This is a genomic window from Nostoc sp. DedSLP03, assembly GCF_034530815.1.
Classification (GTDB): Bacteria; Cyanobacteriota; Cyanobacteriia; order Cyanobacteriales; family Nostocaceae; genus Nostoc.
This window is the reverse complement of the sequence record NZ_JAVRCK010000011.1, coordinates 31,697-55,783: the sequence shown is the minus strand read 5'-3', so window position 1 is coordinate 55,783 and position 24,087 is coordinate 31,697. Positions and strand designations below refer to the sequence as shown.

Genomic DNA, 24,087 nt, shown 5'->3' with positions numbered 1-24,087 from the left:
AATGTACAGTCTAGATGTTAACTTTCTTAAAGACCGCCCAGCATACCAGAAAAAGCCAGAGAAACAACGAGGAATAGCCTTAAAACTTCCTACGGGGGATTTGACACTGCTGTATGTAGGAGTTGCAGTAGGTATCGGTCTTCCGGTTTTATTAGGAGTAGGTTGGTGGTTGCTGCAAGGAAAGATTGTTGAATTAGATGGTCAAATCGCACAACTAGATCAAGAAAGCAAGAGGTTAGATACAGAAATAGGAAATATTAATAAAATCAAAGACGAGACGAAGGCAATTAAAGGGGAAACCCAAGCTTTAGTTACTGTATTTGACCAAATTCGACCTTGGTCAGCAATGCTGCAAGATTTGCGCGATCGCATCCCAACGGCAGTGCAAATCGAAAATATCAAGCAAATCCCACCCATTGCAGTAGCGGCAGGTCAGCCACCAAATAATCCCGCAGGGGGATTAGAAATTAACGGATTGGCTCGTTCTTTTAATGATGTCAATGACTTCTTATTGAGTTTACAACAATCTCAGTTTTTGAAGCCCACAGAAACCAGAATTCTGACAGCAGCATTAGTAGATGCTCCCTTAACATCAAATGGGAGTCAATCTTCTAATAATGTCGTAATTAAGCCACCTCAAGTAGTTAAATACACTATTCAGTCGAGCATGAACGACGTTCCAGCGTCGGAATTAATTCGAGAGTTGGAAAAAAAAGGCACAGTGGGGTTAGTAACTCGAATTCGTAATATGCAACAAACAGGAGTCATTTCAAAATGACGCTGAGTGATGATTTAAATTTTTCCGAACAAGGTGGAGAATTCGATCAGGCAACGCCAGCCGCACGTGTAGTATTTGGTATTGCCTTCACACCAAAAATTATTGGGATCTTGATAGGGGTAGTTGGTTTAGCGGGAGCAGGTTATATATTATTAAACCTGCTGATGCCAGCTTGGGAAAGCTATCAGCAACAGCAAGCCAAAAGCTCTGAACTGCAAGCGCAAATTGAGCAAAAAAAAGCCAATATCAAACAGATTGACAAAGTTAAAGACGAACTAGCACAGGCAAAGCAGCAAAAAGTTCAGGTTTTAAGTTTATTTGCGAACGAAAAAACCTTAGATACATTGCTGTTGGATTTGAACCGCTTAATTGAGTCTGGCAATAGTGCAACTTCTATTAATGCAGTCAGAGCCAAACTGAAGAGATATGTGCCGATTTCCCAAAAACCAGAACCGATTACCGATGGAAGTCTAGGAGTAGGGGTTGACGGCAAGCTGCAACGCAGTACTATTAGCGCTGAGATTACAGCAACTTATGAACAAACACAATCGATAATTCGTAACATTGAGCGGTTACAGCCTTTGTTAATAGTTGAAGATTATCAAGCAACTTTGGCTCCAACAGAGACAAGATCCCCATTAGATAAAACGCCGATGCAAGTAGGCCCAGCAGCGATTAATACATCATTCAAGTTACAGGTATTGATGCCACTTAGTCCAGAAAAAATAGCGGCAGCAGCGAAAGCTGCCCCGAAAAAGTAGTCAAATTAGAGCTAGGACGAATAGAATTTCGCGACTACACAAGCGTAGACAAACTCTTCCTACAGACTAAGGAAATAATTGAGGATTTTGAAACTCGCTTTCGCCCTTGGTCTTTCCGCAGGGTAGGTGGGCAAAGTCTCGTGTAGTTAAGTCAACGCGGTCTTTTTCAAAAAAGAGAGGCTAGCGCCAATGGGGAAACCCCATAAGCAATTGGCGTGTGGTTTCTAAGCGCCTACTCAAAATTGTTTGTAAACAAGGTTTTATAAGGTGAGGAATGAACTGTGAAACAGCTTCACGGTAATAGTTTTATTTTAGCTACTGCTGCTTTTGTATTTTTGGCAGCTCAACCAGTTTGGGCACAAATTAGTCAAGTTACTGATGTCCAGTTAAATCCAGTTAATGGTGGAATTAACGTCGCTTTGAAAACTTCTTCCGGGTCGCGCCCCCAAGTTTTCACTACAAAAAGAGGCAAGGCTTTAGTCGCTGATGTTATCAATACTCAATTACGATTACCACAAGGTAATAGCTTTCGTCAAGATAACCCAGCTCCAGGAATTGCCTCTGTTGAGGTTAGTCAGCTTGATGCTAATAGTATTCGGGTGACGGTAACTGGGAGCAACAATGCACCTGGCAGTCAACCCGTAATGCGCTCGCCAAATGGAATTACACTCAGCTTTAGCCCTTCAACAGGCTCTACAGCATCAGTGCCAACGCCAACAGCCCCAACAACCCCAACATCCACAGCACCACCTGTTACAACTCCAGCCCAACCTGGTCAAAATCCAGGTGTTCTCGTTCCTAACCCACAAGTCACCATTGACGGACAACCTGCACAAGCTGCTGGGCCAGGTCAACCTGTGAGTCAGGCTCCACCGTTCTTACCTCGAGCCGTCGCCCCACCAGTGGGAGATATTGCTATTTCTGCTACCGATGCTTCTCCTAGTACCGTTGACTTAGCAACTCAGGAACGTGTACCTCGTCTAGTACTGCGAGATGCCCCAGTACGTGAGGTTTTATCATTGCTTGCTCGTGCTGCTGGTTTGAACCTGGCTTACGTCGGAGGTGAGCAAGGTGGTGGAGGTCAGCCAGGTGGCGGTGCAAATGCACCAGCAGTTTCTCAAACTATTTCTTTAGATATAGAAAATGAGCCAGTGCAAGATGTGTTTAACTACGTTTTGCGCCTGAGTGGTTTAGAAGCTAACCGCAGTGGTCGTACAGTTTTTGTTGGGGCTAAACTACCTAATGCGACCCGTGACATGGTTATGCGTAGTATGCGACTCAATCAGGTAACGGTGGGAACCGCCCTGAATTTTTTGGTTGGCTTAGGAGCAGAAACTGCTGTCAGCCGCGAACGACAAGTTACTAGTGTTAGTGCTGTAGCCGTGGGTAATACGGCTGCTCCCATCACCCAAACTCAGACGACCACAGAAACCAGACTGGAAACCCAACGCGCTAGTTTTCAAGACTCTAATCCATTACTAAGAGGTTTACAGGCATTAGGAGACGAGCGCACCAATTCACTTACCTTAATTGGCCCTCCTAGACTGATTGAGATTGCGATGGCTCAACTAACTCAGCTTGATATCCGCCGTCGTCAAGTGGTAGTCAACGTCAAGATTATTGATGTCAACCTCTCGAACATTCAAGACTACAACACTAGCTTTTCTTTTGGGGTTGGTAACAACTACTTTAGCAATGATGGTGGTATCGCCTCTCTGAATTTTGGAGGTGCCAGACCAGCTACTAGTGATGAAGCGAGAACTAGCTTGACTAGTACACCATTCGCCAATAATATTGTTAGCACTATTGCAGCACCGATACAGTTCCCCAAGCGTCTTCTCGCTAGCTTGCAGGCTCAAGTGACAAATGGCAATGCCAAGATTTTGACCGACCCAACCTTAATTGTGCAAGAAGGTCAGCAGGCTCTGGTCAATCTGACTCAAGAAGTAGTGGGAAATATAACCCTTCAAACAACTGATACTTCTGGTGGTTCTAGGACAGAAAGAACAATTGAGAAACAAAAAGTTGGCTTAACCTTGAGTGTAAAAATTGAGCGGATTGACGATAATGGGTTCGTTTCTTTATCGGTTGCCCCTACTGTCAGCGCTCCTTCCGCCCCAGCAAATACAGGAAATGGACAAATTATTTTAGTGTCTGAGCGCTCTCTTACTTCTGGCTTAATTCGCTTACGAGATGGTCAGACACTAATCCTAAGTGGTATTATTCAAGACCAAGATCGGACAGCTGTCTCCAAAATTCCTATCTTAGGCGATCTTCCACTGATTGGTTCGTTATTTAGAAGTACAAACCGACAAAACCAGCGTCAAGAGGTGATTGTGTTGCTTACACCTCAGATTATGGATGACTCTGAGAACTCCTCCTACGGCTATAACTACACCCCTAGCCCAGAAGTGCGGCAAATCCTTGAGCGTCGGGGATTGAAGGTTCCTGGCAGGTAATAAAGATGATGAATAGATGAATCACCTCTGCTAAAGGCTCAGATACCCGACTTCTTAAAGAAGCTGGGTATCTTCTTTTTTACGAATAGATTTAAGTTTAAATGTCATTCTAGAATAAAAATATCCAATCACAATAGAAGTAGCAGTAGTGGGTAAATACTAATGAGTTCAGAACAAGATTTATGAACAAAGTGGCGTCCTCTTCCCTAAGAAAAACAAGAGGAAGTTTTGGATTTTGTTGAATTTATTGCTTTGAAAAACTCTGCAAATAAAATCCTATTGAGCGAACGTTTGCAGCAAATTCGCACTAAGATTTTTGCTTTTGGTAAACATTTATTAGATGAAAATGAAATTGAAAAAGAACTCGCCAGTCGCAGAGGTGGGCTATAGGGTAGAGAAGAATTAAAATAACTTATATTACGCTATGTACAACTTTACTCTCAAACCTAATCCTCAACCCTTTCCCTACCAGAGAAGGGGAGCAAGAATCAAAGCCTCTTGACCTTTCGGGGAGAGGAATGGAAGTGGGGTTTTAAGAATAAATTGCACATCACATTATATTAATTCTGGGGTGTTACTCAGCGCAACAGATGATGTTAGTATAATTGCCGAGAAAGCCCTTGAAATATATGGATATAGATTTGTAGCCTACTCATCTAATAAAAAGGGAAATACTCTTATGACAGCACTTACATTAAACCTCAATTCTGTAATTAAACTGACAAGAGAGCAGTTTTATCAATTGTGTAAAGAAAACCCCGATTTAAAATTAGAACGTAATGCCCAAGGAGAGTTGATTATAATGCCACCTACGGGAGGAGAAACAGGAAAAAATAATTCTACTATTAACGCTCAAATATGGTTCTGGAACGATCAAAATAAATTGGGCGAAGTTTTTGATTCATCAACTGGATTTACTTTACCATCCGGGGCTGACCGTTCTCCAGATGTTTCTTGGGTGGAAAAATCTCGTTGGGATGCTTTGACTAAAGAACAAAAAGAAAAATTTATTCCCCTATGTCCTGATTTTGTAATTGAGATACTTTCGCCTAATGACAGCTTGAAAAAAACTCAGAACAAGATGCAAGAGTATATCGAAAATGGTTGTCGTCTAGGTTGGTTGATTAACCGAAAAAAACAGGAAGTAGAAATTTATCGTCCAGGACAAGATGTGGAAGTTTTAAAATGCCCTCAAACTATTTCCGGCGAAAATGTTTTACCTGATTTTGTACTCAATATACAACGAATTTGGTAAAAGGTTCATAGGGATACAGTACTGGAAAAAGTTTTGTTGCAAAGAACTGAACTATGGTGGCAATAACAACATCCGCAGAAAATCGGGTTTTACTCCAAAACATTAGCTGGCAGACATTTAAAACCATACTGGCTGAAATGGGTTCAGATCGTAATTCCCGACTGGCTTATGACAATGGAACCGTAGAAATTATGACCCCACAAATGCCGCACGAGAACTCAAACCGTGTAATTGAAGGTTTTGTTGGTGTCCTGTGCGAAGAGTTGGGCTGGGAAATTAGACGCGCTGGTTCATTAACTTTAATGCGGGATGATTTGCAGCGGGGAGCCGAACCAGATAGTAGCTATTACATCCAAAATGAAGTGCTAGTTCGAGATAAAGAAAATATTGACATAGCTATCGACCCGCCCCCTGATCTGGTGCTGGAAGTGGAATATTCCAGGTCTGCAATAGACAAACTTAAGCTTTATGCTGCAATGGAAGTCCCTGAATTTTGGCGCTATAACGGCAGTGTGTTGCGAGTCTACACGCTTGCAGGTGGGCAATACTCAGAAGTCGAAACCAGCCCTACTTTTGCACCTGTGTCGGTCAAGGAGATTCCTCGGTTTATCCAAGAAGCTAAGAAGAATGGGGAAATTGCTACTACCCGTGCTTTTCGGGCTTGGGTGCAACAGAAAATTTCTGCTAGGGAATAGGTTTGTTAAGTGCCTACGTTCGTTGTACCCCTACGGTAAGCTACGCGTAATGGATGCACCAGAAAAAGTTGTTGCAGCCTAGTTTATCGCCGTGGCATCGCCCCACAAATGTTAAGAAACATGTGACTAATGGATAGCCTTCTAGGGGAGAAGCTTTAAGTTTTCCCTCTTCGCTACTAAAGAAGCTTGCTATAGGTTAAATTTCGCATTGGATTTTCCATATCAGATAAAAAGTGAGCAAAATCTGCGATTTTTTAGAGAAATCGGGAATCTGAGCCTTCAATTTCCATAAAAATTGGTTAATCTCAGCAATAACTCTTCAACATCGGTAATGAATGCCAACAAACATTGACCATCTCTCCCCTGTTTTCTTGGCAATTGCGGGATTTACTAAGTATTTTTTCCTACTTTTAGGGTGGTTTTTAGTGAAACAAGTACCCTAAAATTACAAAAAATCCTGAAATCTATATAAATTAATGGTTTCATCTATCCACATCAGGCTACAACACCTTAGAATGATTCATTGAAAAGTCGAGCCGATGGGATGTACAGCCGTTTTGAGAAAAAATACTCCCAAAGGATGATTTTTGTATTTCCGCGAACAAAGATTTGAGTACGGATGTATTAATGTGCATCCGTACTCAAATCTCAAGTAAACCTTCAGGAGTTTGACATGAACAAAGGTGAATTAGTTGATGCCGTAGCTGAAAAGGCTAGTGTTACCAAGAAACAAGCGGATGCAGTTTTAACTGCCGCTTTGGAAACGATTATTGAAGCGGTTTCCTCTGGTGATAAGGTAACGTTGGTGGGATTTGGCTCATTTGAATCGCGGGAACGTAAAGCCCGTGAAGGTCGCAACCCGAAAACAAATGAAAAAATGGAAATTCCAGCGACAAGGGTTCCTGCCTTCTCCGCAGGAAAACTGTTTAGAGAAAAGGTAGCACCCCCAAAAGCATAGGTTCTGTCTTCGGGAACCCTTTTTTAATGCGGCAACCTGCACACGGGGGAAATTTAGCCTGGGCAGCAGCACTGGCTGGCTGTCCCCCTAATGCTATTCTGGATTTTTCTGCTAGCATCAGCCCGTTGGGGCCTCCAAACAGCGCGATCGCTGCTATTAAGTCCCACATTGGTAATCTTAAGCACTATCCAGACCCAAACTATAGTGAACTGAGACTAGCTCTCAGTCACTTCCATCAATTGCCGTCTGAGTGGATTCTGCCGGGTAACGGCTCCGCAGAATTACTCACTTTAATCGGTAGGGAATTAGCTCAATTAGCCGCGACAATTTTAATCACTCCAGCCTTTGGCGATTACTACCGAACCTTGACAGCGTACAACGCTAAAGTGCTGGAGTGTTCTTTGTCATTGGTCATTGACAAAAGACAAAGGACAAAGGACAAAGGACTATTGCTAAATAACCCCCATAACCCAACCGGAAAACTATTTTCACGGGACTCTATTTTGCCCTACCTGGAGCAATTTGCTTTGGTTGTGGTGGATGAAGCATTTATGGATTTTGTGCCGCCCAATGAGGAACAAAGCCTGATTCCGGTGGTGCAGGAATATCCAAATTTAGTAGTATTGCGATCGCTGACCAAATTTTACAGTCTCCCAGGACTGCGATTGGGATATGCGATCGCACATCCTGACTGCCTAGCTAAATGGCAGCTATGGCGAGATCCTTGGCCTGTAAACACGCTAGCGGCAGCAGCGGCAATTGCGGCACTCCAGGATACGGAGTTTCAGCAGCAAACCTGGGCATGGCTACCACCTGCACGAAACCAACTGTTTCAGGGTTTAGCTGAAATCCCAGGATTGCAACCCCAAGCAAGTGCTGCTAACTTTTTACTGGTTGAGTCCCAAGAATCTACTTCCCAGTTACAGCAACAATTACTCAAGTATCACCAGATTTTAATCCGCGATTGCCTTAGTTTTAAAGAACTAGGCGATCGCTTTTTCCGGGTTGCTGTACGTCAAGAGTCCGATAACCAACGTTTACTAACAGCGCTAAAAGAGAGTTAGGAGTTATAAGTTATAAGTTAGGAGTTATAAGTTAAAAAAGGTTTTAATTACTAACTCACGCCTAATGTGAATTAAGCTTTGAAACCCTTGTAATTTCATAGGTAATCCCAAAACTATGATTTTGAGTGAATCTAGAAACCCTTATAGAATAAGCGGTGTTTCTAATTCACATCAGACGTAACTCCTAACTCCTAACTCCTAATTCCTAACTCCTAATTCTTAACTCCTAACTCTAATCTAAATTCACGTGACCGTTGACTACGATGTTGTAATTATTGGTGGCAGTCTTGCTGGATACTATGCTGCACTTGCTGCAACCCAACTACGTGCTACAGTTGCCCTGGTACAACCCAAAGTAGACTACGGGTTTACTCATCACTATGCTCTTACCGAAATTGGTAAAGTAGCGCAGAAGTTGAAGGATGCGGCTGGTTTTGGTATTCATGCCACACACACTGATACCTCAAAAGAATGTCAGATATCTATGGCATGGCAAGAAGCGATGCTGTATGCTCAATGCGTCGCTTCAAATCTCCAAGAACAGTATTCCCCAGCCATTTTAGCTGCGCAGGGAGTCGATGCGATCGTTGGCAGTGGTCAGTTTCAATCTTCACCTCAATTGGCTTTTGCCGTTAACAATCGCCTACTACGTGCCCGTACTTATTTACTAGCCAGTGGTTCGCGTCCAGAAATTCCAGAGATTGAAGGATTACAAGCCACTGGCTATCTAACCCTTTCTAATATTTGGCAATCCTTCCAGGGAGCGACATTACCCAAAAATTGGGTAATTATCGGTGGAATTCCCCAAGGCATTGAAATTGCTCAAACTTTAGCAAGGTTTGGTTGCAATGTGACGCTGGTAGTCAAGCATCCTTATGTTCTTCCATATCTAGACCCTGAGATAGCTACATTACTTCAAGCGCAGCTAGAAGTCGAAGGTGTGCGCGTACTCACCGAAAAACCAGTAACTCAGGTGAGGGTAATTGAAAATAAAAAGTGGATTCAAGCAGGAGATAAGGCCATTGAAACTGATGAAATTTTAGTGGCGACTGGCCAACAGCCGAATCTTGAATTTCTAAATTTGGCAACAGCAGGTGTGAAATGGCATCGGCGTAGCTTAGTAGTAAATGATAAACTGCAAACCACTAACCACCGCATTTATGCTTGTGGTGATGTAATTGGTGGTTATGACTTTGCCAATATCGCTAATTATGAAGCAAAAATTGCCCTGAACAATGCACTATTTTTCCCTAGATTAGGAGTAAATTATTCTTCAATTCCTTGGACGATATTTTCTGCGCCAATGCTGGCGCAAGTGGGTTTAACAGAGGTACAGGCAAAACGCCAATTTCGTCGAGATGAAATTTTAGTTTTGCGACAGTATTTTAAAACAGTGGCAGCAGCCCAACTTCGGGATGAAACCACTGGTATGTGTAAATTAATTGTGCTACGCAATGGAGAAATTTTAGGGGCTTCGATATTAGGGGCAGAAGCTAGAGAATTAATTAATTTGATTGCCTTGGCAATATCACAAAAAATAAAAGTTAAACATCTAGCAAATTTATCTCCTGCCTACCCCAGTTTTTCAGAAATTTTGGAACAAACTGCAAGAGAGTGGAGTAAGCAAAAGTTAAATACCAACATTCCTTTGCAAGAGTTTTTAGAAGGCTTCTTCCATTTTCGCCGCAATTGTAATTAGCATTTATGCACGGAGTTGTCACTATAATAACTTAAACAAAGTTAGGACTCCAATTTGATTTTTGAAAACATCTTGAGACTAAAAAGCCCGTTTTATAAAGGTTTTATCTAAGAGGTTGTTTGAAAAGTAGTTGGCTGTAATTTTAATTACATTATTACCCCCCTTAATCCCCCCGATGTATTGGGGGGAAACAAGAAAAATCTGGTTCCCTCCCCAATACATACGGGAAGGGTTAGGGTGGGGTAAAAAATGTTTGATACATCAATCATGACTTTTCAAACATCCTCTAAAATCTCGTTCAAAAATCAGATATTAGTCCTATATCATTACTGACTTTGCAGTTCTCGCTGCCTTTGCTAATATTGACAGCACCTCGATCGCAAACGCAACGTCATCAGAATTGGGGAGCATCCCTCAAAATTGAGCTTATTATTTTTGTTGAAGTGCAAATTTGAAATCTGTCAACTCTAAGTCTCCTCCGGTTGTTGTTAATACTAAATTAACGCCTAAAACACTTTTTCCTGTAGTTGTATAGTTAGTTGGAAGTATTTGCTTGGTCAAATCAAAATTTATAGTACTTTCATATCTTATTTGATATGGAGTTGGTTTATCGCCAAGTAAAAACGATGTGATAGCTACTTGTGCTGGTGCTTTCTTGACTACACCTTTTACAGCTAAAGGCACGAGTCTAAATTGTTTTTGAGTATTAGAGGTATCAATTCTAATGATACATCTAGCTCTTGATGATTGTGCCTTTACAGTTATAGGAGCGCGAAGCGTAAACTGATTTATTTGCGGACTGAAGCTTAGATTACATCCCCTGTTAACCGAAAATCGCGGCTGGTTGTTTACTGGAGCAGCAGTGCTAGATGAATTGGCATCATAACAGAAAAAAAACAAGCACATTAATATGAAAAAATTACGTGCATCACTCAATCTCAACATAACTTCCTCTCCATCAACAGAAATTTATAATTTTAAAGAAGAATACATTTGGTAGATTCAACGAGTGGGGGATTTAGATTCACCACTCATTGAAGACCACTAAATTTGGAATTTGGTGCGTGTATCACCATCTATCCACAGAATCGCTAAAAGTAACGACTAGCAACGCTTTAGGTCAAAAGAAAGTATCACATCCCCAGCATTGAGATCGGCTGTATCAACAAAAATAGAACTTCCTGCTGAGGATTGTGCAGTCAGATTAATACCTAATAATCCTTGTCCACCACCACTACATAAACCTGTAGCAGCTAAAACAGTAATCTCATCTTGCTCCGCAAATGCCTTACTAGATGTAAACTTGCTAGTTTTAGGGGAAGCTACGGCTTGACCAAGAGCACCACCACTAAAGCTATAAGTTCTGCTTAAGCTGGTACCTTTACTCTTAGTATTAATATCAGTAGTTCCTTGGTACAGTACTTGTACATTTTGGATGATGAAACCACTTGGAATAAAACTTTGAACGCGTAAAATACACTTTTGACGCTGACCATTGAATGCACTAAAGTTATCCAAGACGATCGATAAGCTTCTACCATCCTCTCCAGGAAGCTGATCTGCAACACTACATCCACCAGACCCGATTGCATCTCCAAAAGTAATACTAGGCTCATCAGCCAAAGCTTTGTTCGCAATTACGTTGATTCCAAGAATTGTAGATAGAGACAGTAATACACCAAATTGTTTAAAGTTCATATTGATTGTACCTATGTTGCTAGAGTTGTTTTTTGATGAAAAATGCATTCAGAAGCCAGAAGGTACGAGGTATGAAGGCATTTTTGCTTTAATCCCACCCTTAAAAGCATGAGATTGAAGCAAGAATGCTTTGTGTCTGCTGTTACATATCTCGACACAATTTTGTTCTAGTAATGGGCAATCACCCACAACTAAAGTTTTGATTGATACTTACAGGCTTCTGCCTTCTTCAATTGTGGGAAATCCTTTCAGGTATGCTTTGACAATTTCTGCTCAATCAGAAAATGAAGCATAACGGTATATCGCTGGAGTTAAGAGAAAAAAGATGGAAATCAGGTTACAAGATGTATTCTTGCTGTATGTCCATGTGGGGAAGATCATATAGTTGTCTCAATCAAAAAATATGTGTTCTCGATCACAGATATCTTGTGTTTACGAACACTGCCAACTTCAAAATAGTAGTATTGTAGTATCGAGGAGCAGTACTCCAAACTTAGGTGCTAAAAATTAGGGATATAAATCAACTATTTAATAGTGCGATACCAATAGACAGCATTAGTGAGCCGTCGAGCCTCATAGCCCGCCGCAGATATCGCAGTGAAATAGCTGTTTTTATTGAGAATCTATATTATGAGTGGCTGAAATTCTAGTTTTAGACTGAGAACGAGGTAATTAGGAGTGCCTTAAAACCCTGCAAAAAAAACCACACGACTCCCGCCGCTGTTAGGGGTACGCTGAGGTTATCTGTGCCGTGGGGCGAGACTGCCTCTACTAGGGTTGCAAAAGTAGCAGTTACCACCGCCGTCAGCAATGCCCATCCGAAACTTAAAGGCTTTGCTAGGGGACTTAGCGACGAACCAGGTAGCAGTAACAGCACCAAGAAAATCACTACTATACTCGCTACAAACATTGCTGCTGAACCTTCCCAGGAACGCACAGAACTTCCCACTTGGTATTTATGTTGCCCAAAACGTTTACCGATTAATGCTGCTAGTGCGTCACCCCAGGTCATTGCCATTATCCCAGCTACGGCGATCGCAACGCTATCTACTGGCCCATCTGGTCGCCACAGTAGCCCGAACAGTAGTGTCACTGAGATCGCAAAATAAACCGTACCAGGTGAGCTATCCTGCGTATCCATTGCGCCGATGATTCGGTAGCGGTAAAACAAGTAGTTCAGTCCGATAAAGGTAGCAAAAGGTATAATTCCGATTTCCCAATTCTTAAACAGTAGCAGGACTCCGAAAGCCCACATCCCTGCACCAATATGGATTACTTTGCGGGTCAAATCCGGCTTTACACCAAATAGCCTACGTAGTCCCTCGCCAATCACAAGCAGACTGATAGCGTAAACATAAGAAATTGCTAGCCCGATAAAATCATTTGTCATTTGTCATTTGTCATTTGTCATTGGGCATTGGGCATTGGGAAAGAGGGGGCAGAAGGCAGAAGTTCAACAATGTTTGAATTTTGAATTTTGAATTTTGAATTGATTTCTCCCCCTGCTCCCCTTGCCTGCTGGTTCACTTAGATCGATCGCTATTTCGTTTAAAGTTCTTTTCTACTGACGAAACGCTACCAATACCTTGAAGGATACCACGACCGATTAAACCTAAACCCCGACCAACTATTTGGGTAAGTATGAAGACTATACCACTACCGAAAACAGCTAATAGTGATTTTAAACGCGGTGCGATCGCATCACTAAATTCTAGGAGCAATGTCACTACTAAGGGAATATTAGAAAGTTTTACTAACTCCTGATTTCGAGGGGCATAAACTGAAGTATTGGCAATGCCACGAGGCGCAATTACAAATAGTTCATACCGACTTTCAAAAACTGCTTTTGGCTCGTTTATATAATTTTTTAATCTATATTTCCACGACAAATCATTTCTAAACCGTTCAATTTCTCTTGTAGAAATCAATTGGCGTCCATAAAAGTTTTGCTTAATCTCTTCTACATCTGCTAAATAATTTAATAGTGGTTGCACTACTCCATTCGCGACCTGAATCAATAAGTTCTCTAAAATCATTAATGCTTGAGACTTAGCTTCGGCACTTCCTACTGGATAGGAAGTATTATCAATGTTCAATTCTGTTTGAAATAACAGATAAGAATACAACTCACAAACTAGCGGAATTTTATTGATAATCTCTCTCTGGACAATCTCTGTATTTTGCAGTAACAAATTAACAATTTCTATGTGTTGATTAACTATTTTGATTCGAGAAAACTTTCCAAAAAAATCTGTAATTGCTGCTTGCCATAAATCACATAGTAAAGTATTTTTTAGTTCATATAATTGATTTATCTCTATTTGAGAAGTACGCAGTTCATCCAACTGTCCAGCTAATTTTTGTAGGATCAGATAAAGTAATTCCCGTTTTTTATCTTCACGAAAGATATCAATTTCTAAAGGTATATCTGTGACATTTCGTAAAGAAAATTGAAGTTTAGCAACACAAGATGTAAACAAGGCAGATTGTAGGGTTCCCGGACTCAGTAAAGGTGATACAGTTTGCCTTTGCTGAATGGCACCACTTAATAAAGGAGTCAAAGGTGGCTCATCAGCAACCGGAATCTGTTCCTCTTGCCTTTCTTGTGATGAAACCAACAACCGATTTAGCAACCAACGAGCCGCTAACAGTTCTCGCCGCTGTCCAGCTAGAATGGCTCGATCTAGTACTGGTAGTCCGGGAGTTTGTAATTGTGCTGTTACTGCGGCTAGGGTAGCATCAATGTTAGCGATTCCTGACAAACGTAAATTATTTCGCAGTTTAAACAAGGGGAGTGAGGAGTTAGGAGTAGAAACGCGATTAATCGCGTCTGTACAGGAGTTAGGAGTTATTACTGCTTCTGTATCCTGGCACCAGTAAGAACCACCATCTGCAACTTCTTGTATGGCGGCGACTAACTCAGGAAGTGGTGTACCTTTGGAGCAGTAGCCATTGATACCAACTGATTTGGCAGCTAATAGCAATCCTTGTTCTTGAATAGAACTGAGGAGCAGGATTGGTAGGTTGGGATATAAGGCTCTGAGTTGCCGACAGAATTGTAAACCTAGCTGTTGACTGGTGGTAGAGCGACCATTGCCAAATTCTAAAACTACCAAATTTAACTGGTTAGGGTCTTTTTCGGCAATTTCTGCTAGAATCTGCAAGGCAATGGTATCAGTTTCTACAACTGCGATCGCTTCTAGGTTAGGAATCGCTTCTAGGGCTATCCGTAATCCCAGACGAAAAATTGGATCTTGGTCGATTAATAATAATTTTAAAGGGCGATCGCTCATAGTCCACTCAATTAGATCGGCACTGTTTTTTACCAATCAGAAAACAACTTTGATATAAAACTTTGTCTTCCCCATTGTCACCTGTTTTCGCAAACTGATAAATCGATCGTAATTGCCATAAACAGCTTTCACTGTGTAATTAAATGAACCTGAGTATTCGGCACTGGTTGGCAGAACGCCATATCGCAATCAATCAAATCAGAGAGTTTTCTGAGGGGCAATTGGCAGGTATTGCCTACCGTATTGTTCAGGATATGGAACTCAAAAGCCTGATGCCTTTTGATATCTGTACCTTGGTAGAGGTTTTAGAACTGCCCTTAAGTATTGTTTGGGAAGAAATCAGTGTCATTTCCCTGTTGACAGAAAAACTGTTGCGTAGTCTCAGCCAAAAAAAACCGTTAAAACGTAACGAAGGAACGTGGCTAGCGTTTCAAATTGCCTATCTCCAAGCTTTGCAAGCAATTCTAGAGCAGGAAGCAAGCTTACAAAAACCGTGGTTAGACCGAGCAATTATACCCATACAAGCACACATACTTAAAGAGGACGTAGGTAAATTCATCCTCCAAGATCCGCAACTACAAGGATTGCTAAAAACTCTCAGCCCAGGTAAATTGACTGATACTCAAGCTGAACAAGCACTGTCTTCGGTTGCAGATTCATTGCTGGTGCAACAAATAAATAGTGCTGCGATCGTTTGGTTAATTGCCAATGGTGCAGAGGAACCGGAAGCGAAACTTCTAACACAGCGCTTGGTCAACTCACTTCCTGGTGACATACTGGTAGTCGTCACCGAGAATGCTGCTCCTTTAGCCCAACTGCAAAAATTTTTCCGTTTGGGGATTTCATTATCTCCCAGTTTCATCACCTCAGAAGTTGGTTCTACAGTCAGTGAAAAAATTGATTTGCACCGAGAACATTACCGTGCGAGTTTGATTAAAAATCTCAGTATCCCTTTGCTAATGGAATCCTTTGCTCTTAAGGATATCTATGTGCCACAAAAAGGCTTACCAATAGAGGAAAATATTTCTGAGCAAGATCAAAAAGCTGTTAAACCAGTTGATTTAAAAACATGGGCGCAGCAACAGTTAACTGATTTAGAAACGATCGCTGTTATTGAGTCAGAACCGGGTTATGGAAAAACTAGTTTTTGCCAACTTTGGGCAGCACAGGTAGCACAGGAATTGTACCCTACTTGGATGCCTATAGTAATTAGGTTGCGAGATGTAAAATACGGTAAAACTTTAATCGAAACTTTAAATTCTGCTTTTGGTGTTAATCTTTCAACTTGGTTAGAGCAAGAAAATCTCCCTTGTCTGTTGCTGCTGGATGGTTTAGATGAACTGCCCCATTCTGCTCAGGGTATCAGGGCACAAGCAATTTTTATTCAGCAATTACTGAACTTTCAATCTCAGCACCGCCACAAAATTGTGTTGACAAGTCGCTCAACGACGTTACCAGAAATCGTCTCGGAAGTACCGCTATTATTGAGGCGAATTATTATTCAGCCATTGGATGTGGACGAATTCAAGCAATGGTTTCAACAGTGGGCAAAACTGCAATCATTACCCATTGCTCAAAATTTCTTTACATTGTTAAAACAGGCAGGGTTATTTAACAGCCAATCAAAGTTAAGCGAATTATCTGCCCTTATCCGTCAACCCCTAATGCTGCATTTGTTGGGCATCTTGCACCGCGAGGGATTGCTAGATGATGAACTATTGCAATTAGCTGCTAATACCCAAAAGTCTTTTCTGTTATGGGAAATTCATCATCGTCTGAGTCGATGGTTGTTGGGTTATCCGCTAATTGGTGGGATCAAGACGATGTTACTGCGTTCGGGTACAGCTCATATTCATCGGACTCCAGAAGCGATCGCTAATTTACTCGCTAATCGTCATCCCCAAGATTTACTCGATCGGATGCAAGCGAGCGCTCTCAAAATTTTACACTCGCAACGCCATCAAATTAATCTAACTGGTGAGTTTAATAGTTTACCAGCATTTTATTTTAAAATTTGGGATGTAGAAAGCTCAGGCGAAAGCACAGCAAAAAGTAGTTTAATTGAGTTTTCGCATCTCAAGTTAGGAGAATCTCTTTGTGCAGATGCTATTGCTGCCCAACTTAAATTTCTGACTCAGTACCAAGATGAGGCTTATGGTACGCCCATTAGCGTAGCCCAGAATATTTATAATTTACTAGGTTACGGGATACTTAGCCAAGAAATAGAAGAACTAGCGATCGCCGGATTGCGTCGCCAGCAAAAGCACAAATTTTCGTTTGAAGTTTTATTTCAAAGTCTTTTATCTTTCTGGCGTGCTTACTGTCAAGGACGTTGGTTAGATGAGGGGATAGCCCACAACGCTTTGACTAATTTTCATGCACTGCAAAATCCTGTGAATGTTGAACAGGTAAATGCTGCGGTGGGACTGAATGTATTTTTATTGCTTTGTGCTTGCTACCGAGAAACAAAAGTTCCATTTTGGCCTTGTGGGAATCCAGTCAATTTAATAGAATTCAACCCAGAAATGCTGAGTGTGCTAATTGCTAGGACAATGGTTTTGCATAAAAGTGCTTTTGCAACCCGAATCAAGTCTCTGGCTGGACTCAATTTATCGGGAGCCTCCTTATCGCAAGTGATGTTAACTGGGGTAAATCTTGAGCAAACAAATTTATCTAATGCGGAGTTAACAGGTGCGAATTTGGTTGGAGCCAATTTGCAACAGGCGAACCTCGCAGGCGCGAACTTACAACACGCAAATCTCGCAGGTGCGAATCTACAACAGGCAAATCTCACAGGTGCAAACCTGCAACAGGCAAACCTGATGGGGACAAATCTTAATTCTGCCGATCTCACCAACGCCTGCTTATTTGACGCCATCCTTGCGGCGAGTGACAAAAAATTAGCTACTGATAATGGAGCCTTGTTCTCTAAAGAGTTGTTTCAAAAACTGAAGCATTTGCGTAGTTTACCGCCGCAGGCATCGCAGCAGCGCTTTTTAAACACTGTGAAAATCACGCCAAACACAAACGTTAATTGGAACGAAACCCCTGCGATCGGACTAATTGAAAGCTGTGAAGGCGCAATTTTATCAGTAGATTTAGATGATGATGATGCCGATGATGAGACAGTTTTTGGCAAGAATTCAATTGGAGAATAGGGTATGGGGCATTGGGCATTGGGCATGGAGAAGAGACAAAGGAAACAAGGGAGAGATTTTCAATAATTCCTCCTTGCCCCCTGCTCTCCTGCTCCCCTGCTCCCTAGCCCTCCTCCGGATTGCGGTAGCCAAAAAAGTTAATACTGTAGTCAGTAATCCGCACTCCTGTTTCTTCTTCAATTTTGCGGATCAAATCTTCTGGTAGTTCCACATGAACATCAAGAATTTGATTTGTATCCACACAGTTTATGTGACTGTGAGAGTCACTAATGTTGCCGTACAAACGCCCATCACAACGTTCAATACACTCAATGATTCCTTGACTGGATAAAGCTTCTAAATTTTGATAAACAGAGGTATGACCGATCTCTTTGCCTTGTTGGTTCAAGCGATCGTAAATCTCTCTTGCAGCAAGATGTTCATTGGCTTGCCAAAGTAATTCCAGAATAAAGCGACGCTGACGACTGACGCGCATACCCAGGATTTGACAGCGCTCAAGTGCATCTTCTAAGGAACGAATTGGTTTTGTAGTAATTGTTTGTTTTTGCATATTACAGCTTGTTAACTGTTGGGGGGAATTTTTCCGTCTAAATGTTTATTGGTTATTTAATATATGCAATGATATTGCACACCGCTGTCTCACCTGTACTTATGTTTTGCCTTTTGATGCTGTGAAAGTGACAGGTGGCGATTATAATTTTTTTTGCTTCTTGACGGCTACTTTGTCAGACCTTAATCTAAAACAAACTCATTACAACTTTAACTTAAAATTGCTGTAAATGTCCACCTTGGGGCAGCCATTGCCTTACCCAAGTAGGCTAATTCTAATGGCGTACCATATTAATCGTGTAGTAATTCTTTAATTAGATGCGAGTAATTATAGCAATGATAAAAGTAACATTTAATTTTAGTAAAAATCAGTGAAGTGAATAGCGATAGCCAGTGGCTCATATCAAAACTAGTAACTAGATGTATATTTGTTAAAATCACCGAAAATTAAGCAAAAGTATCAAATAAATTTGAGCAAGGTCAGACTTGTGTTTAAACCTTGTATGGGTTGACGAGATTATCAGCAAAAAGTATCAGTAAATACTAATTTATTTATGAAAAAGACTTTGTGCGATCCAAAGTCAATGTAGCGTCAATCTCTGAAAGCTGCTACTGTATATTCTCGATCCTACAGTTGAGCATCAAGAAGGTGGCTGCTAAATCAATGACAATTGCGATCGCACTCAATAATGACTTCATTAACAATCTGGATCTGTCCCCTGCATCAACGGTGATTGAAAAAATGCTGCAAGATGGGGTTGCATCCCACGAACAGCAGCTACGCTTTGATGTCAATTACGATCTCCAGCCTGGAGATCCGCGGGAACTCTCAGAAATTCCAGAGGTGCGCCTGTGGTTTGTGCGTCTAGATGCCAAATATCCCTGGTTGCCATTTTTACTAGATTGGAAAGCTGGGGAATTTGCTCGTTATGCCGCCATGCTTGTACCACACCAGTTTAGTGCCCAAGAAGGTATTCAGTACAATCCTGAAGCCTTAGAGATATTTTTGATGCACAAAATCTTTATTTTAGGTGATTGGCTGAAACAACAAAACATACCCAGCCTCTCGCGCTTAAAGTCTATGGCGCAAATTCTAGGTTATGAATTAGATGATGCTTTTTTTGAAATATTTTAAATAGCTAATAGGTGATGGAATTTTGAGAAAATTTTCTTCGTTTTAGTAAACTGTGTGAGATTATTCTGATATTGCAACATCGTTCAGTTAAGCCCTAAATCTTGTGTAGAGAAGCCTTAGCGGATTGACCGACACGAAGTATAATTTCGCGTCTCTATTTGCCGAAATCAATACCAGAAACTTAACTGAATCGTATTGACCCATAGTATACTTTGCAATATTTCAAATATTCTTTAAGGATGAAATTTTTCTCTATCTAAAAAGATATTTTTTAAATTAACCATAGCAAATATGCTGAGAATAGAAACCTGTTTCTTATACAGTAAAGAAAACAGGTTTTATTTTATACTGTTTCGTTAAAGCGCTTTCAGTAGTTCGCAAGATCCTGAAAGAGCAATTTTGTAATCAAACAAGCTTGAAAAAATGAGGGTTTTGGAATGAAAAATTTAGTACCTGAGCGTGCAACATCTGAAGAAGAACGTTTCCAAGATGACTATTATTCTTACTTTGAAGCCCCGGAAAATCTCACCCGATATACACCTACAGGTGGTTTTTTAAGTAACACTTTTCCAGAAAACTCATTCTCATTATTAGATTTAGGATGCGGTAATGGGGCTTTAAGCAAATATCTTCCGGCTCGATGTGACTATCTAGGAGTCGATCACAGTGAATTAGCTATTGAACAATGTTTAAAACTTTACCCAAATAGAAAGTTTGTTACCAAAGATTTATCGCTTTTCTTGTCTGAACTTGTTGAAGATAATCAAAAATTTGATGCAGTCGTACTAGCGGGTTTGTTATTTCACAGTATTAACAAAGATACCCAAGAAAAAAAAGACGATCAAGAAATTATTCAATTTTGTCTGAATAAAATACTAAACGACAAAGGATATCTTGTTCTCATTGTACCTTTTTGCTACGGCGATCATCCATCTCACAGTTTGTTTGTTCGAGCAGAGTGGCTACAAAAGTCAATAGAGAAAATGCTAGAAATTGCTAATGCAAAAATTGTTCACGAAAATATATCTTTACAAATTGGTTTGGAAAAGAGGGTTCGACAGCAGAAAGCGACTCCTGATTGGTTTGTTTCCGATAGTAATGCTGATTATCCCAGTATATTTGTGGGAACATATATGGCAAGCTGGACATTTATTGCTTGCCTCTAATGCCATTTTTGATTTTAGATGAGGAATTTGACCTTGACCTCTAGAGATGCGAAATTGTACTTCATCTTGCTGGGCTAACGCATCTCTAAGGATTTTGGGTTTAACTCTACAAGATTGTGGTATTACGCACTAGAATAGATCGATTTGTCTAAATAAAAACTGAAAGCCGTTCCCAGCTTGTGACAACGGCTGAGTGAGAAATTATAGAGCTTTTCATTTGTATGCAATATATTCACCTCTCTCCTGTAAAGAGAGAGGTTTTGAGGCTTACTGTCTGTTCTAGGTATCGAAGTTTGGGAAAACTACTGGTTTAGCCACCCCAAATTTTCTCTAAAACTGTGTTTGGTGAAATATCTGCCGTTTTTCCCGTAAGGGATTCAATAGCTAGAAATTTATCGTTTTTCGGCAACAACTTAGCTGGATCGCTGGGGCCAAATATGGCAATGGTATAGGTTTGAACTGCAACACTAATTTGTAGTGCCGCGCTATCAGTAGATAACATCAAATTTGCCCCGGCAATTATGGCAGTTAACTTACCAATATCATCTGGGGCAGTCACCTTGATATCTGGAGAAGACTCCAGAAGCGATCGCACAAACAGCTCATCATCAAGTCCCTTAATAACCACCACAGGCAGATCCGGCTGCTTTTGTTGGAAGGCTTGAATAATTTGCTGCCAATTCTCGACAGGGTAGATTTTATCTAGTTCTTTAGCCTTTAATAACTGGCCAGAACCGCCATGAATCAAGATATAGCCTGTTTCATGAACCCCTAAACGTTTTTGTTCGTTTTGTGCCCACTCAATATCTGGTTTTGGTACATTTACTGCTAACTCTGGGACAGAGCTATTTATTTCCAACGGTTGCAGCAAGTCATGATAAACTGCTGCCACATACTGAGATGGTTTGAATGGCACAGTATGGGTAAGAAAACCCGATCCTTTGCCTTGGTAGCCAATACGTATAGGAATTCCCGTCAACCAGAGTAAAAGACCTACCAACCAATTTTGCTCAACAAGAATAGCAACATCGTATTCGCGATCGCGAATCGTCCCAACTAAATTACCCCAATCTGCCAGACTGTTACGGTCATTAAAATCAAAGTTCAGCACCTCGTGAACTGACTTGCTCACTCGGTAGGCAGCCTTTGACTGGGGTTCAACAACGACATCTATCTGAGCGTCAGGGTAATGGCGCTTGAGGTCATCTAGAGTCGGAAAGAAGAGAATTTGGTCGCCAATTCCGCCAGGTACAAGGGCTACTACTCGCATAATATTTATTGACGCTTACTCGCTCCCTATTTTAGGGGAAAATATATAGCTTAAAGATTGAGGAATTCTGTGTATTTACTAATTCCAGCTGCGGGAATCGGAAAAAGAATGGGGAGTAACCGCAATAAACTCCTGCTAGAAGTGCGATCGCAACCAATTATTGCTTGGACTTTATTAGCCGCAGAAGCCGCCAGTACAATCAGTTGGATCGGGATTATTTCTCAGTCTAGCGATTGGCCAGAGTTCAAAGCAATTATTGCCGATCTAAAGCTGACTAAACCAGTAGAATTAATTCAAGGCGGCTCCACCCGTCAAGAATCTGTTTACAATGGCTTGCAATCTCTGCCAATAGCCGCAGAACAAGTGTTGATTCACGATGGTGCTAGATGCCTGGTAACACCAGATTTATTTAACTCTTGTGCCGAGGCTATTTGCCACTGTCCCGGTTTAATTGCTGGTGTACCCGTCAAAGACACCATCAAAATAGTTGATGAACAAGGCATAATTCAAGAGACACCCGACAGACGACAACTATGGGCGGCACAAACTCCCCAAGGATTTGATGTCAAGTTGTTAAAACAGTGCCATGCTGAAGGAGTCCGTCAAGGTTGGGAAGTAACAGACGACGCTGCTTTATTTGAAAAGTGTGGCATCGAAGTCCGAATTGTCGAAGGAGAAGAGACAAATTTAAAAGTGACCACTCCACAAGACTTAGCGATCGCAGAATTTATTCTCACCAGTAGAGGCTTTTGAGGGAGTGGGGAGCAGGGAGGCAGGGGAGCAGGGGGCAGGGAGCAGGGAGCAGGGGAGCAAGAAAGAAGTTGCAGTCAGTCTTTCCCTTCTGCCCCTTTGCCTCTTGTGCCCAGTGCCCAGTGCCCAATCCCCAATCCCCAATTCCAAATTTGAAAGTTTTAAAAAATACTTTGACAATTTACGATATAATGCCACACACTTATTGATTGTTAGTTGTCATGTACTAATGACCAATGACTAAATGATTACAGCCACAGCGACGAAGATAGAAGCAATTCTCTATTTAAAGGGTAAACCCTTGTCGCTCGGCGAAATCGCCGAGTATGCCGCGTGCGATCGCGCCACTGTCAAAGAAGGCATAATTGAACTAATGGACAACTATGCCCACCGAGATAGTGCCCTAGAGGTAGTAGAAACTCCAAATGGTTACAGTTTGCAACTCCGGTCTGACTTTCATGATTTAGTGCAAACGATGATACCAGTAGAATTGGGTGTAGGTGCATTGCGAACTTTGGCAGCGATCGCCCTTAATAGTCCCATACTCCAAAGCGACTTGATTAACCTACGCGGTTCAGGAGTATATCAGCACGTCCCAGAACTCGTTGAACTTGGTTTCATCCGCAAACGCCGAGACAGCGATTCTCGCTCTTACTCACTCCAAGTAACCCCAAAATTCCATCAGTATTTCCAAATCGAACAACTTCCACAAATACTTTCTACAAGTCAGAAGGAAGAACAACTAGAACTAGAACTAGAACTAAAAACAGTGGCGAGTAGAGAATAGGAAGCACGGGTAAGAATAAAAATTACCTCTCTCCCCTCTGCCCCCTGCCCCCTGCCCCCTGCTCCCTGCCCCTCTGCCCCCTCTACCCTACTCCCCTCCTCTAGACTTATACCCGTGGTGAATGCGCTACTCTTGTACTATGGTTTAGAGTAGAGTTAGCAATTAAGCTAAATAAAACTGCCAATGGTGTTTAATCCTGATTTTTTGAATGACAACTCCGAGGAACACCCTAATCAACTTCTTTCCGACCACTCTGAGGAATACCCTAATCAGTTACTCAAATATCTACAGCATCAGTCTCCTGATGTTTTAGCTAGGGTTGCTCAGTCCGCCAGCCCCGAAATTAAACAAATCATCTCGCAAAATGTCCAAGGGCTAGTGGGAATGCTCCCGGCAGAAAATTTCAACGTGCAAATCACAACAGATCGGGAGAATTTAGCTGGACTTCTAGCGTCGGCAATGATGACGGGGTATTTTCTGCGCCAGATGGAACAAAGAATGCAGTTAGAGCATTTGTCTAATGGTCAATAATTAATAGTCAGTAGTCAAAGATTCTAGGACTATTGACCAAATAATCACTAATTCGTAATTCAAAATGACGCTCTCTAGGAA

General features: G+C 41.4%; 21 protein-coding genes. 15 read left to right on the top strand and 6 right to left on the bottom strand.

The window, feature by feature from the left end; translation table 11 throughout:
- Window position 1 precedes the first annotated feature (1 nt).
- The 9 genes from RM368_RS07705 to RM368_RS07665 all read left to right on the top strand — a co-directional run bounded on the left by RM368_RS07705 (window position 2) and on the right by RM368_RS07665 (window position 9,669).
- Window positions 2-778, top strand: a complete 777-nt coding sequence (locus tag RM368_RS07705; RefSeq protein ID WP_322693532.1) for a PilN domain-containing protein — start codon at window positions 2-4, stop codon at window positions 776-778.
- Window positions 775-1,539, top strand: a complete 765-nt coding sequence (locus RM368_RS07700) for a pilus assembly protein PilO (RefSeq protein WP_322693531.1) — start codon at window positions 775-777, stop codon at window positions 1,537-1,539. Before RM368_RS07705 ends, RM368_RS07700 begins: the two co-directional genes overlap by 4 nt.
- Window positions 1,540-1,820: 281 nt before the next feature.
- Entirely contained in the window at window positions 1,821-3,998 is a 2,178-nt protein-coding gene (locus RM368_RS07695; RefSeq protein ID WP_322693530.1) for an AMIN domain-containing protein, read from the top strand.
- A 228-nt stretch (window positions 3,999-4,226) separates the two neighbouring features.
- Window positions 4,227-4,388: a hypothetical protein gene (locus RM368_RS07690; protein ID WP_322693529.1), complete on the top strand. Its 162-nt coding sequence runs from the start codon at window positions 4,227-4,229 to the stop codon at window positions 4,386-4,388.
- Between the two features lie 289 nt (window positions 4,389-4,677).
- Complete coding sequence (locus tag RM368_RS07685; RefSeq protein ID WP_322693528.1) at window positions 4,678-5,253, top strand: Uma2 family endonuclease; 576 nt, start codon at window positions 4,678-4,680, stop codon at window positions 5,251-5,253.
- 53 nt (window positions 5,254-5,306) lie between these two features.
- The gene (locus RM368_RS07680) at window positions 5,307-5,948 is read left to right on the top strand and encodes a Uma2 family endonuclease (RefSeq protein WP_322693527.1); all 642 of its coding nucleotides are present in this window, start codon (window positions 5,307-5,309) and stop codon (window positions 5,946-5,948) included.
- 673 nt (window positions 5,949-6,621) lie between these two features.
- Window positions 6,622-6,906, top strand: coding sequence for an HU family DNA-binding protein (locus RM368_RS07675; RefSeq protein ID WP_010998076.1), 285 nt, complete (start codon window positions 6,622-6,624; stop codon window positions 6,904-6,906).
- A 26-nt stretch (window positions 6,907-6,932) separates the two neighbouring features.
- Complete coding sequence (cobD, locus tag RM368_RS07670; RefSeq protein WP_322693526.1) at window positions 6,933-7,970, top strand: threonine-phosphate decarboxylase CobD; 1,038 nt, start codon at window positions 6,933-6,935, stop codon at window positions 7,968-7,970.
- A 247-nt stretch (window positions 7,971-8,217) separates the two neighbouring features.
- A complete protein-coding gene (locus RM368_RS07665) occupies window positions 8,218-9,669 on the top strand; it encodes an NAD(P)/FAD-dependent oxidoreductase (protein ID WP_322693525.1) in 1,452 nt (483 codons plus the stop codon).
- A 429-nt stretch (window positions 9,670-10,098) separates the two neighbouring features.
- Here the strand turns inward: RM368_RS07665 and RM368_RS07660 are convergent, their stop codons facing one another.
- The 4 genes from RM368_RS07660 to RM368_RS07645 all read right to left on the bottom strand — a co-directional run bounded on the left by RM368_RS07660 (window position 10,099) and on the right by RM368_RS07645 (window position 14,660).
- The gene (locus RM368_RS07660) at window positions 10,099-10,614 is read right to left on the bottom strand and encodes a hypothetical protein (protein WP_322693524.1); all 516 of its coding nucleotides are present in this window, start codon (window positions 10,612-10,614) and stop codon (window positions 10,099-10,101) included.
- A gap of 159 nt (window positions 10,615-10,773) precedes the next feature.
- Complete coding sequence (locus RM368_RS07655; protein ID WP_322693523.1) at window positions 10,774-11,367, bottom strand: DUF4360 domain-containing protein; 594 nt, start codon at window positions 11,365-11,367, stop codon at window positions 10,774-10,776.
- A 652-nt stretch (window positions 11,368-12,019) separates the two neighbouring features.
- A complete protein-coding gene (locus RM368_RS07650; RefSeq protein ID WP_322693522.1) occupies window positions 12,020-12,757 on the bottom strand; it encodes a phosphatidate cytidylyltransferase in 738 nt (245 codons plus the stop codon).
- Between the two features lie 133 nt (window positions 12,758-12,890).
- The gene (locus RM368_RS07645; protein ID WP_322693591.1) at window positions 12,891-14,660 is read right to left on the bottom strand and encodes a DUF3685 domain-containing protein; all 1,770 of its coding nucleotides are present in this window, start codon (window positions 14,658-14,660) and stop codon (window positions 12,891-12,893) included.
- A gap of 143 nt (window positions 14,661-14,803) precedes the next feature.
- On the opposite strand from RM368_RS07645, the gene RM368_RS07640 reads away from it, so the two are divergent.
- The gene (locus tag RM368_RS07640) at window positions 14,804-17,818 is read left to right on the top strand and encodes a pentapeptide repeat-containing protein (RefSeq protein WP_322693521.1); all 3,015 of its coding nucleotides are present in this window, start codon (window positions 14,804-14,806) and stop codon (window positions 17,816-17,818) included.
- A gap of 103 nt (window positions 17,819-17,921) precedes the next feature.
- Here the strand turns inward: RM368_RS07640 and RM368_RS07635 are convergent, their stop codons facing one another.
- Window positions 17,922-18,368, bottom strand: a complete 447-nt coding sequence (locus RM368_RS07635) for a Fur family transcriptional regulator (protein WP_322693520.1) — start codon at window positions 18,366-18,368, stop codon at window positions 17,922-17,924.
- Window positions 18,369-19,031: 663 nt separating this feature from the next.
- On the opposite strand from RM368_RS07635, the gene RM368_RS07630 reads away from it, so the two are divergent.
- Together RM368_RS07630 and RM368_RS07625 are read left to right on the top strand one after the other, a co-directional pair.
- The gene (locus RM368_RS07630; protein ID WP_322693590.1) at window positions 19,032-19,502 is read left to right on the top strand and encodes a CRR6 family NdhI maturation factor; all 471 of its coding nucleotides are present in this window, start codon (window positions 19,032-19,034) and stop codon (window positions 19,500-19,502) included.
- 437 nt (window positions 19,503-19,939) lie between these two features.
- Entirely contained in the window at window positions 19,940-20,668 is a 729-nt protein-coding gene (locus RM368_RS07625) for a class I SAM-dependent methyltransferase (protein ID WP_322693519.1), read from the top strand.
- A gap of 310 nt (window positions 20,669-20,978) precedes the next feature.
- On the opposite strand, the gene RM368_RS07620 is transcribed toward RM368_RS07625, so the two are convergent.
- Complete coding sequence (locus RM368_RS07620; RefSeq protein ID WP_322693518.1) at window positions 20,979-21,938, bottom strand: glycosyltransferase family 9 protein; 960 nt, start codon at window positions 21,936-21,938, stop codon at window positions 20,979-20,981.
- A 69-nt stretch (window positions 21,939-22,007) separates the two neighbouring features.
- On the opposite strand from RM368_RS07620, the gene ispD reads away from it, so the two are divergent.
- The 3 genes from ispD to RM368_RS07605 all read left to right on the top strand — a co-directional run bounded on the left by ispD (window position 22,008) and on the right by RM368_RS07605 (window position 24,006).
- Complete coding sequence (gene ispD, locus RM368_RS07615) at window positions 22,008-22,691, top strand: 2-C-methyl-D-erythritol 4-phosphate cytidylyltransferase (RefSeq protein ID WP_322693517.1); 684 nt, start codon at window positions 22,008-22,010, stop codon at window positions 22,689-22,691.
- Window positions 22,692-22,932: 241 nt separating this feature from the next.
- A complete protein-coding gene (gene scpB, locus RM368_RS07610) occupies window positions 22,933-23,475 on the top strand; it encodes an SMC-Scp complex subunit ScpB (RefSeq protein ID WP_322693516.1) in 543 nt (180 codons plus the stop codon).
- 183 nt (window positions 23,476-23,658) lie between these two features.
- Complete coding sequence (locus RM368_RS07605; RefSeq protein WP_094347414.1) at window positions 23,659-24,006, top strand: DUF760 domain-containing protein; 348 nt, start codon at window positions 23,659-23,661, stop codon at window positions 24,004-24,006.
- The last annotated feature ends 81 nt before the right edge of the window (window positions 24,007-24,087 follow it).